Genomic DNA, 13,547 nt, shown 5'->3' with positions numbered 1-13,547 from the left:
GCTGCTACTTCGGCGGCCAGGGCTCGCGCCAGGCGGCGAGCTCGCAGAGCCGGCCGTGCCAGCGCTGGATCGCCGGAAAGCCGTCGAGCGGGAGCTTCGCGGGCGCCGCATAGGGCAAGGTGATGGCGGCGGCGAAATCCGCCACCGTCAGCCGGTCGCCGAGCAGCCAGCGCCGGCCGGCGAGATGGCCCTCCAGCACGGCGGCGCTGGTCTTGAAGAAGCCCGTCGCGCTTTCCGCGGCGGCGGGGTCGGGCGGCAGGCCGAAGCGCGGCTTGATGATGTGCTCGAAATAGAGCGCGCCGCCATGGCGGGTGAAATGCTGCAGGTCCCAGGCGAGCCAGCGCAGCACGTCGATCTGCCGGTCGGGATCCGTCGGCCAGAGATCGCTGCCGGCGATCTGCGACAGGCGGCACATGATGGCATCCGATTCCCACAGCGTGCGCCCGTCCGCCTCCTGCAGGACCGGCACCTTGCCGTTCGGGTTGAGCGCCAGAAATTCCGGCCGCTTCTGTTCGCCCTTGGCGAGGTCGACATGCACGTGCTCGACCGGCAGTTCGAGATGGCGCGCGACCGCGCAGGCTTTCCGCGGATTCAGGGTTTCGGCGTAGTAGAGCTTCATGGCGAACCTCCGGTTCGCCGCCGGTTATATTTAACCAAGTGGATAAATACAAGCGTCGTGCCGCCGCCCGGCGGCACGACCTCCGCCTCTAGGGCGGGGGCAGCACGAAGTCGTAGGTCGCGATCAGGCCTTCCCGGCCCGGTTCGGTCTTGACGAGCAGTTCGGCGCGATAGGCGGGATCGTCCGCATTGCCGGGCTCGCCGGGGAAGAAGAGACGGGTGGTCACCACGCGTCCGCCTTGCGAAGCGACCTTCACGTAGATGGCGCGGGCGCCCCCCTCCCCCGCACCGGGAACGATCGTCTCCAGCCGGTACCGGCCCTGCGTGTCGGTGGTCTGCCGACCGCGAAACTCGAAGCCCCGCCCGTCGTACCGGCCGGCTTCGTCCGCCTGCCAGAATTCGAGCAGCGCGCCGAGCACATTGCGGCAATTGTGGTCCAGGACCCGCCCGCTCAGCAGCACCCTGGTCCCCGCCGCGCCGGTTTTCACCAATGTGGTTCGCAACGGCGCATTGGCCTTGTAGTGATCGCCCTGCGGCGCGGCCGATGTCGCACCGGCACAGCTGGGCGCCGCATTGCCGCCGGAAGCACAGAGAACGAGAGCCGCAGCCGACAGCATCGCCACGCGAAGCCGCCGTCGCACCAAACAGAGATGGAACATGCCCGAGCATCGGCCCAATGCCGCCGAAGCGCCATCGAAATCGATGGCCGGCGCCCGAAATGCCTTTCCGCCGCCATCATTCTGTTGTCTACTGGCGCCGCAATCGAGGTTTAGGCCTGTTTGGCCGCTTCGCCTCCGCCGGGCCAGCCCCAATCGGGCCGACCTTCCGCCGGCGCCGACGAAACAATCCCGAATTTCAGGTTGCCAGGCCGCGCGGTTGTCGCGCGGCGTGCACCATCGGCGCGGTCGGCCCAGGCCGGCCCTGCCGAGCTCATGAAAGACCAATGCTATGGCGACCGGAACGGTTAAGTGGTTCAACGTGCAGAAGGGTTACGGCTTCATTCAGCCGACGGACGGCTCTTCGGATGTCTTCGTCCATATCTCTGCGCTCGAGCGGGCCGGCCTGCAGGGGCTGTCCGAAGGTCAGCAGGTCAGTTTCGATGTGTCGATGGAGCGCGGCAAGGCCGCGGCCGTGAACCTGAAGGCCGGTTGAGATCGCCAACGCCCCGGCAGCCCCAGCCCTGCCGGGGCACTCCAGGTACCAGAGAGCCGCGCGCCTGAGCGAGCGGCGCGCCCAGCCCGGGCGGAAACGGGTGGCGGGCGGAAACGGTCGGCGGACGAGAACGGGCGGCGCGCGTGAACAAGCGGCGCGCACTGGCCGCACGCCGCGCCGGGAAGGATCTTGATGCAGGTCTTTGTACGCGACAACGACATCAACATGGCCCTTCGCGTGCTGAAGAAGAAGATGCAGCGCGAAGGCACATTCCGCGAGATGAGGCGCCGCCGCGCCTACGAAAAGCCCTCGGAGCGCCGCAACCGCGAACGGGCCGAGTCGATCCGCCGCCATCGCAAGGCGATGCGCAAGCGCCTGGCGCGGGAAGAGGCCTAGCCACCAGCCTTGCCCGGCCGATGCCTGGCCGGGCCGAGCGTATATTGAGGAGAGCACTGTCATGTCGAAGGTAAGCGAGCGAGCGTCCTCGGTCCGCAGCAAGGCGGAGTCGATCTGGGCCCGCGCCAAGGAAGCCGCCAGCAAGGAGCGCGACGAGGCTGCCGCCGCCGATCAGGCGAAGACGGCAAGGCTGCGCGCCCTGCGGCTGGCCAAGGAAGCCGCCGACCGCGCGGCAGCCGTGGAAGAGGCGAGCCGGAAGGCCGCGCTGAAGGCCGCATCCAAGCGGAAGCCCAAGGCGGCCGTCGGCGCCTAGGCTGACCCAAAAGCACAGGCCGAAAGCACAGGCCGAAAGCGCAGGCCGAAAGCGCAGGATCGATCTTGATTGTGGGCAGCACCGGCGCCATTTTTCAGCTGTAGCAACGGCCCCCCCGCGGGGGCCGCGCCCTGGTGCCCTGCCGCGCCGGCGCGCGATGAGGACGACGAGCATAGAGATCACCTTCAGCGATGCAGCGGCGCTGCGTGCAGCGACCGTCGCCTTCCAGCGGCCCCGGCTGGGTGCGAGCTTCGCCCAGATCGCGACGTCGTTCGGCGGCTTCGTCCTTGCCTGCACCGCGATGTATCTGCTGCTGGATGTCAGCATCTGGCTGGCAGCGCCGCTGGCCGTGCCGGCGGCCGGCTTCCTGGTTCGGATCTTCATCATCCAGCACGATTGCGGGCATGGGGCGTTCTTCCGCTCGCGTCACGCCAACGACACGCTGGGCATGCTGTGCAGCCTGTTCACGCTCACGCCCTATGCGTCGTGGCGCCGGCACCATGCCAGCCATCACGGCAACTGGAACAACCTCGACCGGCGCGAGAGCGGCCTGGATGTCTATTCCACGGTTCTGACGGTGGCGGAGTATCGAGCGCTCTCCGTCTGGCGGCGCCTCGCCTATCGCGTCAGCCGGCATCCGCTGGTGGTCAACGTGATCCTGCCGCCGGTGGTTTTCCTCCTGCTCTATCGGACGCCGTTCGACATGCCGAAGAGCTGGCGGCGTGAGCGCCTCGCCGTCTACGCGACCAATCTGATGCTCGCCGGCCTCGTCGTCGGGCTCGGCCTACTGGTCGGCTTCGGCTCCGTCGCCTTCGTTCAGCTGCTGGTCATATCGCTGGCCGCGATCATCGGTGCCTGGCTGTTCTCCATCCAGCACCGCTTCGAGCGGGCGCTGTGGATGCCGGGGCAGACCTGGCAGCACGCCATGGCGTCGCTGGAAGGCTCGTCCTACCTGAAGCTCAATCGGGTGCTGCGCTGGTTCACCGGCAATATCGGCCTGCATCATGTGCATCACCTCAATCCGCGCGTGCCGAACTATCGCCTGCAGGACGTGCTGGACGCGGTGCCGCGGCTCGGCGAGGTGAAGCCGCTCAGCCTTCGCCAGGCGCTCGGTGCGTGGCGCTACGCGCTGTGGGACGAGGCCGCCGGCCGCCTGGTCACCTTCCGGCAAAGCAAACGGCGCGCGCGCGACTGACCGCGCGCCCGGATTCGTGCGGCCTTCCTCGGCCGCAATTGTATGGACAGGCGGGGGCCGGGGGCGCATGGTGATCGCTCCCAAACACGGCCCGCCCCATGACATCAGGCTTTGCCGCCCGCAAAGCCTGCGTCCGGCGACGCCCGGTGGTTGCGGGCCGATCGCGGCAGCCAATGCGGCAGTTCGGCGAGCGCCGAAGAAGGTGAGCGGTAGTGGTCGAAGCAATCGACGTGTCGCCCTACGTGGCGCGCGAAATGGCCCGCCTCTATCCCGAGCGCTGGAACTTTGATGCCGGGCGATGCGAGTTGAGCCTCCGGATGCGGCCTGAGGGCCTGGCGGCGCCACGGGATCGGGCAAGGGAGATGTCCATGCCGCGCTTGACCTACAAGCACGTGACCTTTCGCCGGCCGTTCGTCCTCGCCGGACTGGACGGCAGCCAGCCGCCGGGGACCTACACGATCGAAACCGTGGAGGCGCTGATCGATACGGTGTCCGCGCTGGTCTACCGGCGCACCGCCACGCTGATCCACGTGACCTCGGCGCCCGGCATGAAACAGGGGTTCCCGATCAGCCCGGAGGATCTCGAACTGGCGCTCGCCCGGGACGCGATATGAAGCGCCGGCATGGCCCGGCGTGCCGCAGCATCCACGTCACGGCCGATGCGGCCGGGAGAGGCGGCGCGCATGGATAAGACATCGCTTCTCCTGCTCGGGCTGTTCGGCGTCGCGGCGACGTTCCTGGTGCTGGCGGGCATCATCGGCGTGCAGCAATGGCGGGCGCGCCGGGAAGCGGCGCGCCGCAGGTCGCTGGCCAGCACGTTCTAGACCCGCGCGGCGGGCGATCGTGCCTGCGGCCGGCCGGCCGCGCGCCATGGCCCGGGATTGATTTCGCCGCCGGGCTCGGGCCAGATCGGCCGATGAAACTTCTGCTCTCCGCCCATGCGCTCGATCTCTGGGGCCCGCGCATCGAGGCCGCCGTGCCGGAGGGCGCGATCGGGTTCGTCACCGCGGAGGACGCGCTCGCGGCCGGCGCGCCTTGCGATGCCGACATCGCCTTCATGACCCGCGAGGTGACCGGCGCCTCGACCAAGAACAGCCCGACGCCCGAGCTGCAAGGCTTCCAGCAGGTGCTGCGCAACGCGCCGCGCCTGAAATGGCTGCAGATCCATCCCGCCGGCGCCGACCGGCCGATCTATGCCGAGCTGCGCGGCCGCGGCGTCAAGGTGACCACCGCCTCCGGCGCCACCGCCACCACGGTGGCGCACAGCACGCTCGGCGCGATGATCGCGCTGAACCGGCGCTTCCCCCTGCTCGCGGATGCCCAGCGCCGGCATGCCTGGGAGCCGAGGCTGGGCGAGCGCTCGCCGCGCGACCTGAAGGACCAGCACGCGGTGATCGTCGGCCTGGGGCCGATCGGCCGCGCCCTCGCCGGCCTGCTCAAGATGCTCGGCCTGCGGGTCACCGGCGTGCGCCGCACCGAGGCGCCGGTCGAGCCCTGCGACCGCACCATCGCCTACGAGGGTCTGGCCGGCGTGCTGCCGACGGCCGACTGGCTGATCCTCTGCTGCCCCGCCTCGGCGCAGACGCGGGGCATCGCCAACGCCGCCGCCTTCGCCGCCATGCCACGCGGATCCTATGTCGTCAACGTGGCGCGCGGTGAGGTGGCGGTGGAGGCCGACATCGTCGCCGCGCTGCAATCGGGCCAGCTCGCCGGCGCCTATCTCGACGTGTTCGAGCGCGAACCGCTCGACCCCGCCTCGCCGCTCTGGGACTTGCCCAACGTCATCCTCTCGCCGCACACCGCGAGCCATTCCCAAGGCCAGAACGAGGCGATCTTCGAGATCTTCCTGGAGAACCTCGCCCGCTTCCGCAGCGGCGATCCGCTGCGCAACGACGTGGACGCGCTGGCATAGACGCATTGCTTTCGGCTTTGCCGGCGCCGGTTCCGCTGTCATATTTCCGTCATAAAAGGAGACGGCCCGGACGATCGCCGGGCGGACGGGAGGGCGAAATGCAAAAACCAATGCGGGTGGCCGCGGCGCTGGCGCTGGGCGTGGCGGGTTCGGTCGGCTTCGTCGGTCAGGCCCAGGCGCAGGATTGCCCGCGCGGCGCCCTGGACGCCCGCTTCTGCGACCGCGACGGCGACATGGTCGCCGACACGCCCGACGCCAAGCAGCAGGTCGACCCCAATGTGCTGATCTTCGCCTACACACCGGTCGAGGACCCGGAGGTCTACCGCAAGGTCTATGACAGCTTCCTCGACCACATCTCGAAGGCGACGGGGAAGAAGGTGCAGTTCTTCGCCGTGCAGTCCAATGCGGCGCAGATCGAGGCGATGCGCGCCGGCCGGCTGCACATCGCCGGCTACAACACCGGCGCCACGCCGCTCGCGGTCAATTGCGCCGGCTTCTACCCCTTTGCGATGATGGCGTCGAAATCCGGGGAGTACGGCTACACGATGGACATCATCGTGCCGGCCGACAGCCCGGCCAAGACACCGGCCGACCTCAAGGGCAAGAAGGTCGCCTTCACCGCGCCGACCTCCAATTCCGGCTACAAGGCGCCGTCGGTGCTGCTGAAGACAGAATTCAAGCTCGAGGCCGAGAAGGACTACACGCCCACCTTCTCCGGCAAGCACGACAACTCGATCCTCGGCGTCGCCAACAAGGATTACGACGCCGCGGCGATCGCCTATTCGGTGCTGTCGCGCATGGTCGGCCGCGGCGCGGTGGATGGCAACAAGATCCGCTCGATCTACAAGTCGGACGTCTTCCCCACCACCGCCTACGGCATCGCCCACAACCTGAAGCCGGAGCTCGCGAAGAAAATCAAGGACGCGTTCTTCTCCTTCAAGTGGGAGGGCACCGAGCTCCTCAAGGAGTATCAGAAGTCGCAACCGCCGCAGGAGAGCTACATCCCGATCACCTACAAGCAGCACTGGGACGTGATCCGCAAGATCGACACCGGCGCGGGCGTGAAATACGCGTGCAAGTAAGCTGACGATGGCCGGTGCCGAATCGCCGATGCTGGCGCTGGAGGGACTTGAGAAACGCTATCGCACCGGCGATCTGGCGCTGAAGGGCGTGAGCCTGGAAGTGCCGGCCGGTCAGGTGATGGCACTGATCGGCCCGTCCGGCGCCGGCAAGTCGACCTTGATCCGCTGCGTCAACCGCCTGATCGAGCCGACGGGCGGGCGCGTCCTGCTCAAGGGCCAGGACATGACGGCGCTGTCGGCGCGGGGCTTGCGCCGCGCGCGACGGCGCATCGGCATGATCTTCCAGGAATACGCGCTGATCGAGCGGCTGACCGTGATGGAGAACGTGCTGAGCGGCAGGCTCGGCTATGTCGGCTTCTGGTCCTCGTGGTTCCGCCGCTTTCCGCAAGCCGATATCGATGCCGCCTTCGGCCTGCTCGACCGCGTCGGCCTGACCCCGTTCGTCGACAAGCGCGCCGACGCGCTCTCCGGCGGGCAGCGCCAGCGCGTCGGCATCTGCCGCGCCCTGATCCAGAACCCCGACCTGCTGCTGATCGACGAGCCGACCGCGAGCCTCGACCCCAAGACCTCGCGCCAGATCATGCGGCTGATCGTCGAGCTCTGCACCGAGCGCGGATTGGCCGCCATCATCAACATCCATGACGTCGCCCTGGCGCAGCAATTCGCCCAGCGCATCGTCGGCCTCAGGCTCGGCGAGGTGGTGTTCGACGGCCCGCCCAGCCGGCTCGACGCCGGCGTGCTGACCGAGATCTACGGCGAGGAAGACTGGTCGCAGACCGTGCGCCACGCCAGCGAGGAAGGCGGCGAGGACGACGACGAAGCCCTCGACCCGGCCAGGCTCGCGGCCAATGCCTGAAGCGGTCGCCGCGCGCCGCTGGCGCCCGCCGCCCTTGATCGCCAACCCGTGGCTGCGCCACGGGCTGATGATCGGCGCCGCGATCTATCTCTACCTCGCCATCAACTCGGTGCCGGTCAACTGGCCGCGCATCGTCATGGGGCTGGAGCGCGGCGCGGCGTTCGTCGCCGGCTTTCTCTCGCCCGATTTCGTCTCGCGCTATGACGAGATCTTCGAGGGCCTGCTCGAAAGCGTGATCATGACGGTGATCGCCACCGTGATCGGCATCGCCCTCTCGGTGCCGGTGGCGCTCGGCGCCGCGCGCAACCTGGCGCCGCGCCCTGTCTACTACTTCTGCCGCTTCATCATCGCCTCCGCCCGCACCTTCCAGGAGGTGATCATCGCCATCCTGTTCGTGAAGATGTTCGGCTTCGGCGTGCTGGCCGGCGTCGCCACCATCTCCTTCGCCACCATCGGCTTCATGGCGAAATTGCTGGCGGAGGACATCGAGGCGATCGAGCCGTCCCAGGCCGAGGCGGTGCGGGCGACCGGCGCCTCCTGGCTGCAATGGCTGAACTTCGGCATCCAGCCGCAGGTGCTGCCGCGCTTCATCGGCCTCTCGCTCTATCGCGTCGACATCAATTTCCGCGAGAGCGCCGTGGTCGGCATCGTCGGCGCCGGGGGCATCGGCGCCACGCTCAAGACCGCGTTCGACCGCTACGAATACGGCGTGGCGGCGGCGATCCTGATCCTGATCATCGCCATCGTCATGGCCTGCGAATATTCCTCCTCCTGGATCCGCCGGCGGGTGCAGTGATGCCGGTCACCCGGAACGCCGAGCGGCTGGTCTGGCAGCGGCGCACGTCGGCCCGCCAGTGGGCGATCTGGGCCGCCTGGTTCGCCGGCGCCCTCCTCGTCGTGCAGTGCTGGCGGCTGATGTCGGAGAACACGATCTGGGAATTCGTGTGGGACGCGCCGGCGCAGGCCGGCGACCTGTTCGTGCGCATGGTGCCGCCGGCCTGGCCCTATATCGACAAGTTGTGGGGCCCGCTCTGGGACACCATCAACATCGCGACGCTCGGCACCTTGCTCGGCATCGTGCTGGCGGTGCCGGTGGCGTACTGCGCGGCGCACAACACCTCGCCCTCGCCGCGCCTGCTCCGGCCGCTCGCGCTGCTCGTCATCGTGTCGTCGCGCTCGATCAACTCGCTGATCTGGGCGCTGCTGCTGGTCTCGATGTTCGGGCCGGGCCTGCTCGCCGGCATCGTCGCCATCGCGCTCCGCTCGATCGGCTTCATCGCCAAGCTGACCTACGAGGCGCTGGAAGAGATCGACCCCGCCCAGGTCGAGGCGATCGCCGCCACCGGCGCCGGCAAGGCGCAGGTCGTCGCCTACGGCATGGTGCCGCAGATCATGCCGGCCTTCGCCGGCATGAGCGTGTTCCGCTGGGACATCAACATCCGCGAATCGACGGTGCTCGGCCTGGTCGGCGCCGGCGGCATCGGCCTCCAGCTCGACGCCTCGATCGCGACGCTGGCGTGGCCGCAGGCCTCGGTGATCTTTCTGCTGATCCTCGCGACGGTGATCGCGAGCGAGTGGGTCTCGGCGCGGGTGCGGCACGCGATCATCTGACGCTGATAGAGGCACGCTCGCGGCGCTCCTTGTCGTCCAGAATTAGGTAGAAGGTTATTTGACAATTACACGTACCAGGTTACTCTCTCCCAAGCATCGGCTATGTTGCCACGCCACATCTTGCGGCGAAGGCCGTTTCATACTACGGGATATAGTGCATGACCGGATCTGCCATCCCACGGGACACTGATACGTTGGGCCAGCTCGGCATGGGCCTTCCGCCCCCATTTTACGTCTCTTCTCATGGTCAACTCTTTGAAGGAGACTGCCTTGAGCATCTGCCGAGGCTGCGCAGCCAACTGGCTCACGCTGTCTTTGCAGACCCGCCGTTCAACCTTGGCAAGATCTATGGTCGGAACTCCAATGACGCCAAGTCCGAGCATGAGTATGTGGACTGGTGCAAGAGGTGGCTGAACGAGTGCGTTCGCGTCCTGGCGCCGGGTGGTGCGCTTTTTGTCTACAACTTGCCCAAATGGAATATCTTGCTCGGCGCACACTTGATGAGCCTGCCGAGCATGGAATTTCGGCATTCGATCGCTATCGAGATGAAGAGCTGCCTGCCCATTCCCGGCCGTCTCTACCCCGCGCACTACAGCCTGCTGTACTTTACAAAAGGCAAGCCGAGGGTCTTTCACAAAATCCGTACTCCGATCGAAACGTGCCGTCATTGCGGAGGGGAGATTCGCGATTACGGCGGCCATCGTGGTGCGATGAACCCGCTCGGCGTAAATTTGAAGGACGTATGGACAGATATTCCGCCCGTTCGTCATTGGAAGTTCAAGAGTCGCAATCGTCGCGCAAATGCGCTGTCAACCAAGATCCTTGAACGTGCGATTGAGATGACAACGAAGCCGGGCGATATAGTGCTCGATCCATTTGGCGGTAGTGGGACCACTTACGCCGTCTGTGAACGCCGCGGCCGTCGATGGATCGGTATCGAACTCGATTTCTGCGAAGATATTGCTGACCGATTGAGGAATGGCGGGGTCGAGCACCACCGCAATGATGATCACGTTGAAGCACCGCACATGGCGGTTCCCTTTTGGCCTCAAGCTGCAGAATAGGCGATCTCAGCGTTTCAGCTTGAGTCTCCCCTTGCCGGTGTTAGTTACCTTCTTCGGTAGCGCGACACCCGGTCCATCATGGGCAATAGACAGCACGAGCAAAGGGCTGAATTGCCCTTTTGCCCGGGCGACATGGTCAAGCGCATAGCTGTAGCGCGGGCATCGATCAGTCAGGAACCTTGCAGTCGCGTCGCAAGGCACCACGATCACGCCAACATCAATCTCGGCGTCCTCGATGGCCTTCATGAGGTGGGTAAGATCGTTGGTCAGAAGGTCACTGCGCGCAGATATCTGCAACTCCACACCCATGCAGATTTCCGCGTCATTGTGCTTGATGCACTTCGTCCAATCGATGCCCCCCGATTTTACGATCTTCCAACCTGGCGCCGCTGCGAACCGCGCATCCAGCATCTCGCGCAGAACCGCTGCTCCGTTTGCGTAAATGCTCTCTTCGATCTTCAGATCGAACCCAGAAATTAGGGTCTTCACCTCATCGAGCAGGCTGGTCAGCCCAAGTCTCTGAATCTTTCGCTCGAAACCGTCATACGGATGAAAGTCGATGATTCGCGGCATTCCTTCCCCTTGGAACTGCGCAACTTGCGGCAAGCTTGCGGCATTGATTGGCGACCGATCATTGCCGAGTCGCTTGCCGATTGGAAGCACACGGCACAGGAGCAAAACGTCTAGAGGGCCGATCAACTTGGCCGGCTTGGACAGATCTGCTGCACCGCGGCTACTCGATCTCGTGCTGACAAGCGCCAATAGCCGCCCGCGGTCTCAAGGATAAAGCCGCTGGTCACTCTGCCGGCGGATTGAACCTCGTATCGAGCGCGATCCTCTCTTGAGCCAGAAGCCGGTAGGTCTCTTTGGCGCTCGCGGCGACAAAAATGAGATTCCAGCTGCGGCTGGAAACGGCGCTCGGGATGACGACAAATTTGTGCTGGGTGAGGAGGGCATCGCCGAAGGCCCGTTGCCCGGCACTCGGGATGCCGGGATGGAGCCAGTTCGGGTTGGGCACATCGTCCGGCCGCACGATATGGACCTCGTGCGGCGCATCGATCGCGAGCGACGTCACGACATGCGGCTGGGTATCGAGAACGGTGAAGCCCTTGTGCACGGCCACTTCGAGAATGGCGGTCGCCGGATCGAGCGCGCAGTAGACGGCACGAATGCCCCTGCTGTTCCAGCGCCCGCCCTGGCGAAAGGCGCCCTCGCCGCTGTCCCATGCCAGCGCGAACTCGGCGCGGTCCAGGCGCCAGGCGACAAGCTCGTTGCCGCCCAGCGCCGCCGGCAGCGGCGTCACGTATAGACGCCGTACTTCACGCGTTCGAGGAAGCTCATGACCTCGTCATGGCCCGCCGGCGTCGCGATCAGGTCGATAGGGCGTTCCTGGTCGAGCCCCATCGCGGGCTTCTCGAGCCAAGCCTCGGCCGCCTCTCTCGAGCCGAGGACGTCGATCGCGGCGGCGATCACCTCGGCGAGGCGCCAGGTCCGCCCGCTCTGCTCCAGCGTGAGATGGCCTGATTTCTTGCGCGAGAGCGTCCGCCGGCTCATGCCGAGCGCGCGCTCGAGCTCAGGGGTGAGATCGATGGCGAGGAGGCTGTCGACCAGGTGATGCGCGGCCTCGCTCGGCAGGCCCCGCATCAGCAACCGGTGGACGTCGATCGGTTCATCGAGCCGGCATTTGAGGACCGGCTCGCCGCCAAGAATATCGGCCACCTGCCGGAACCAGGCCCGCCTGTCGACGGATGGCGCCTGCTCGGCGAGCCGGCCGAATTCCGTGCCCTCAGGCATTGCGTAAGCAGACATCGGCTTGCGTCTGTGACAGCTGTCAGAAAAATTAGGACAGTTGTCTGAAAACAGCAAGCCGGTCAGCACCTCGAACGTTTATTTCTCTTTCCATAGGAAATATGGTATTCTTACCATTATCATTGAGCGTGTGAGGAAAGTGGCCAGTGAGACCTCCGGCGCCCTTGCCAGCAAACGCATCGCTGTGCGCGTAAAGCAATCTCGGGCCACATGCTGCCGCGAGCAGCAACACGAGATGCGGCGGAACAGGCGCGCCGCGGAACGAACGCGCCGCACCATGTGGTCGCCACCCCAACCTTTCCTGCCACGCCGATTTTGCGGCGCGAGGGGGCGAAAGGGAACAGATGCGCCGCGCCTCGGCGGGGAGAAAGTCGAGAGCGGAACGGACACGCCGCGGAACAAACGCGCCGCCCGATGCCTATGGGCTGGACGGGACCGGCGGAACAGACGCGCCGGGGAACAAATGCGCCGCTCAGGGTCGCCGGGCGGGCTGGACCGGGCAGAGGGAACGGACGCGCCGCGGTACAGATGCGCCGGTTTCGCCCCCGCTCGCCGAGGGACGGTTCAAAAGGAACAAATGCGCCGTCCGCAGCCCGGGAGGCGGGTCGGGCAGGCGGAACAGGTGCGCCGCGGAACGGATGCGCCGTTCGTCCGCCTCCGGCGGCCGCCCCCCCTGCGCTCCCCCATCGCTGCGCCACGGGGGAGGGAGAGAAGAGGCGGAACAGATGCGCCGCCCCCGCCCCGCCCCCGCGTTGGCATCCCGCCCCGAAGCGGTCTACTTTCCTCGCCAACCTCGTTTCCCCCAATCGGAGGTTCCCCCAAGGTGACGGCGACGATCGCTCTGGTCGACGACGACCGCAACATCCTCACCTCGGTTTCCATGGCGCTGGAGGCCGAAGGCTACAAGACGCGCACCTTCACCGACGGCGCCGAGGCGCTGCGCGCCCTGCAGCAGAAGCCGGCCGACCTGATCCTGCTCGACATCAAGATGCCGCGCATGGACGGGATGGAGATGCTGGGAAGGCTGCGCCGCGACAGCCAGGTGCCGGTCATCCTCCTCACCTCCAAGGACGAGGAGATCGACGAGGTGCTCGGCCTCAAGATGGGCGCCGACGACTACATGCGGAAGCCGTTCTCGCAGCGGCTCCTGATCGAGCGCATCAAGGCGCTGCTCCGCCGCACCGAACTCGCCAAGGGCGGCGAAGGCGTCGAGGAGAAGACCCTGGTGCGCGGCGACCTCGTGCTCGATGCCAACCGGCATTACTGCACCTGGAAGGGCGCGCCGGTCTCGCTCACCGTCACCGAGTTCCTGATCCTGCAATCGCTGGCCCAGCGCCCCGGCCATGTGAAGAGCCGCGACCAGCTGATGGACGCGGCCTATGACGACGACGTCTATGTCGACGACCGCACCATCGACAGTCACGTCAAGCGCATCCGCAAGAAGTTCAAGCAGGCCGACGACGATTTCGATTCGATCGAGACGCTGTACGGCGTCGGCTATCGCTACAAGGAACCGACCTGACCGCAGAGGTCACGACG

18 protein-coding genes are annotated in these 13,547 nt (G+C 66.4%); 13 read left to right on the top strand and 5 right to left on the bottom strand.

The window, feature by feature from the left end; translation table 11 throughout:
- Positions 1-4: 4 nt before the first annotated feature.
- Positions 5-619: a glutathione S-transferase family protein gene (locus DT074_RS18635; protein ID WP_119421372.1), complete on the bottom strand. Its 615-nt coding sequence runs from the start codon at positions 617-619 to the stop codon at positions 5-7.
- An 88-nt stretch (positions 620-707) separates the two neighbouring features.
- Complete coding sequence (locus DT074_RS18630; RefSeq protein WP_368744767.1) at positions 708-1,235, bottom strand: dioxygenase family protein; 528 nt, start codon at positions 1,233-1,235, stop codon at positions 708-710.
- Positions 1,236-1,566: 331 nt separating this feature from the next.
- Between DT074_RS18630 and DT074_RS18625 the strand changes: the two genes are divergently transcribed.
- From DT074_RS18625 to DT074_RS18575, 12 genes are all read left to right on the top strand, one after another.
- Complete coding sequence (locus tag DT074_RS18625; RefSeq protein WP_119421370.1) at positions 1,567-1,770, top strand: cold-shock protein; 204 nt, start codon at positions 1,567-1,569, stop codon at positions 1,768-1,770.
- 192 nt (positions 1,771-1,962) lie between these two features.
- Positions 1,963-2,166 (top strand): 30S ribosomal protein S21, encoded by a 204-nt coding sequence (gene rpsU / locus DT074_RS18620; RefSeq protein ID WP_119421369.1) that lies wholly within the window; start codon positions 1,963-1,965, stop codon positions 2,164-2,166.
- A gap of 61 nt (positions 2,167-2,227) precedes the next feature.
- The gene (locus DT074_RS28140) at positions 2,228-2,479 is read left to right on the top strand and encodes a hypothetical protein (protein WP_162914999.1); all 252 of its coding nucleotides are present in this window, start codon (positions 2,228-2,230) and stop codon (positions 2,477-2,479) included.
- A 157-nt stretch (positions 2,480-2,636) separates the two neighbouring features.
- Positions 2,637-3,674: a fatty acid desaturase gene (locus DT074_RS18610; protein WP_119421368.1), complete on the top strand. Its 1,038-nt coding sequence runs from the start codon at positions 2,637-2,639 to the stop codon at positions 3,672-3,674.
- Positions 3,675-3,886: 212 nt separating this feature from the next.
- The gene (locus DT074_RS28135; protein WP_162915005.1) at positions 3,887-4,288 is read left to right on the top strand and encodes a hypothetical protein; all 402 of its coding nucleotides are present in this window, start codon (positions 3,887-3,889) and stop codon (positions 4,286-4,288) included.
- Between the two features lie 69 nt (positions 4,289-4,357).
- Positions 4,358-4,498, top strand: coding sequence for a hypothetical protein (locus tag DT074_RS28130; RefSeq protein ID WP_162915004.1), 141 nt, complete (start codon positions 4,358-4,360; stop codon positions 4,496-4,498).
- Between the two features lie 92 nt (positions 4,499-4,590).
- On the top strand, positions 4,591-5,586 hold the full coding sequence (locus DT074_RS18600) for a D-2-hydroxyacid dehydrogenase (RefSeq protein ID WP_162915003.1): 996 nt from the start codon (positions 4,591-4,593) through the stop codon (positions 5,584-5,586).
- A gap of 110 nt (positions 5,587-5,696) precedes the next feature.
- Positions 5,697-6,668: a phosphate/phosphite/phosphonate ABC transporter substrate-binding protein gene (phnD, locus tag DT074_RS18595; protein WP_119421365.1), complete on the top strand. Its 972-nt coding sequence runs from the start codon at positions 5,697-5,699 to the stop codon at positions 6,666-6,668.
- A gap of 28 nt (positions 6,669-6,696) precedes the next feature.
- Complete coding sequence (gene phnC, locus DT074_RS18590; protein WP_119421398.1) at positions 6,697-7,524, top strand: phosphonate ABC transporter ATP-binding protein; 828 nt, start codon at positions 6,697-6,699, stop codon at positions 7,522-7,524.
- Positions 7,517-8,320 (top strand): phosphonate ABC transporter, permease protein PhnE, encoded by an 804-nt coding sequence (gene phnE / locus DT074_RS18585; protein WP_119421364.1) that lies wholly within the window; start codon positions 7,517-7,519, stop codon positions 8,318-8,320. The genes phnC and phnE (DT074_RS18585) overlap by 8 nt, the downstream gene beginning before the upstream one ends.
- A complete protein-coding gene (gene phnE / locus DT074_RS18580; RefSeq protein WP_119421363.1) occupies positions 8,320-9,135 on the top strand; it encodes a phosphonate ABC transporter, permease protein PhnE in 816 nt (271 codons plus the stop codon). Before phnE (DT074_RS18585) ends, phnE (DT074_RS18580) begins: the two co-directional genes overlap by 1 nt.
- A 158-nt stretch (positions 9,136-9,293) precedes the next feature.
- Positions 9,294-10,199, top strand: a complete 906-nt coding sequence (locus tag DT074_RS18575; protein ID WP_119421362.1) for a DNA-methyltransferase — start codon at positions 9,294-9,296, stop codon at positions 10,197-10,199.
- 6 nt (positions 10,200-10,205) lie between these two features.
- Here the strand turns inward: DT074_RS18575 and DT074_RS18570 are convergent, their stop codons facing one another.
- From DT074_RS18570 to DT074_RS18560, 3 genes are all read right to left on the bottom strand, one after another.
- Positions 10,206-10,772 carry a hypothetical protein gene (locus DT074_RS18570; RefSeq protein WP_119421361.1) on the bottom strand — a complete coding sequence of 189 codons (567 nt, stop codon included), beginning with the start codon at positions 10,770-10,772 and terminating at the stop codon, positions 10,206-10,208.
- A gap of 223 nt (positions 10,773-10,995) precedes the next feature.
- A complete protein-coding gene (locus DT074_RS18565) occupies positions 10,996-11,502 on the bottom strand; it encodes an RES family NAD+ phosphorylase (protein ID WP_119421360.1) in 507 nt (168 codons plus the stop codon).
- Positions 11,499-11,993 carry an Xre family toxin-antitoxin system antitoxin gene (locus DT074_RS18560; protein WP_119421359.1) on the bottom strand — a complete coding sequence of 165 codons (495 nt, stop codon included), beginning with the start codon at positions 11,991-11,993 and terminating at the stop codon, positions 11,499-11,501. Before DT074_RS18560 ends, DT074_RS18565 begins: the two co-directional genes overlap by 4 nt.
- Positions 11,994-12,831: 838 nt before the next feature.
- Between DT074_RS18560 and DT074_RS18555 the strand changes: the two genes are divergently transcribed.
- A complete protein-coding gene (locus DT074_RS18555; protein WP_119421358.1) occupies positions 12,832-13,530 on the top strand; it encodes a response regulator transcription factor in 699 nt (232 codons plus the stop codon).
- Positions 13,531-13,547: the final 17 nt, after the last annotated feature.

This window comes from Desertibaculum subflavum, assembly GCA_003576705.1.
Lineage (GTDB): Bacteria > Pseudomonadota > Alphaproteobacteria > Ferrovibrionales > Ferrovibrionaceae > Desertibaculum > Desertibaculum subflavum.
Note: the sequence above shows the minus strand (reverse complement) of the source record. Positions and strands in the feature narration are given on the sequence as shown.

What these genes read in the sequence shown, in the direction of transcription:
- DT074_RS18635 (WP_119421372.1), bottom strand. Translation starts at nt 619, where the DNA reads ATGAAGCTCTACTACGCCGAAACCCTGAATCCGCGGAAAGCCTGCGCG.
- DT074_RS18630 (WP_368744767.1), bottom strand. Translation starts at nt 1,235, where the DNA reads ATGCTGTCGGCTGCGGCTCTCGTTCTCTGTGCTTCCGGCGGCAATGCG.
- DT074_RS18625 (WP_119421370.1), top strand. Translation starts at nt 1,567, where the DNA reads ATGGCGACCGGAACGGTTAAGTGGTTCAACGTGCAGAAGGGTTACGGC.
- rpsU (WP_119421369.1), top strand. Translation starts at nt 1,963, where the DNA reads ATGCAGGTCTTTGTACGCGACAACGACATCAACATGGCCCTTCGCGTG.
- DT074_RS28140 (WP_162914999.1), top strand. Translation starts at nt 2,228, where the DNA reads ATGTCGAAGGTAAGCGAGCGAGCGTCCTCGGTCCGCAGCAAGGCGGAG.
- DT074_RS18610 (WP_119421368.1), top strand. Translation starts at nt 2,637, where the DNA reads ATGAGGACGACGAGCATAGAGATCACCTTCAGCGATGCAGCGGCGCTG.
- DT074_RS28130 (WP_162915004.1), top strand. Translation starts at nt 4,358, where the DNA reads ATGGATAAGACATCGCTTCTCCTGCTCGGGCTGTTCGGCGTCGCGGCG.
- DT074_RS18600 (WP_162915003.1), top strand. Translation starts at nt 4,591, where the DNA reads ATGAAACTTCTGCTCTCCGCCCATGCGCTCGATCTCTGGGGCCCGCGC.
- phnD (WP_119421365.1), top strand. Translation starts at nt 5,697, where the DNA reads ATGCGGGTGGCCGCGGCGCTGGCGCTGGGCGTGGCGGGTTCGGTCGGC.
- phnC (WP_119421398.1), top strand. Translation starts at nt 6,697, where the DNA reads ATGCTGGCGCTGGAGGGACTTGAGAAACGCTATCGCACCGGCGATCTG.
- phnE (WP_119421364.1), top strand. Translation starts at nt 7,517, where the DNA reads ATGCCTGAAGCGGTCGCCGCGCGCCGCTGGCGCCCGCCGCCCTTGATC.
- phnE (WP_119421363.1), top strand. Translation starts at nt 8,320, where the DNA reads ATGCCGGTCACCCGGAACGCCGAGCGGCTGGTCTGGCAGCGGCGCACG.
- DT074_RS18575 (WP_119421362.1), top strand. Translation starts at nt 9,294, where the DNA reads ATGACCGGATCTGCCATCCCACGGGACACTGATACGTTGGGCCAGCTC.
- DT074_RS18570 (WP_119421361.1), bottom strand. Translation starts at nt 10,772, where the DNA reads ATGCCGCGAATCATCGACTTTCATCCGTATGACGGTTTCGAGCGAAAG.
- DT074_RS18560 (WP_119421359.1), bottom strand. Translation starts at nt 11,993, where the DNA reads ATGCCTGAGGGCACGGAATTCGGCCGGCTCGCCGAGCAGGCGCCATCC.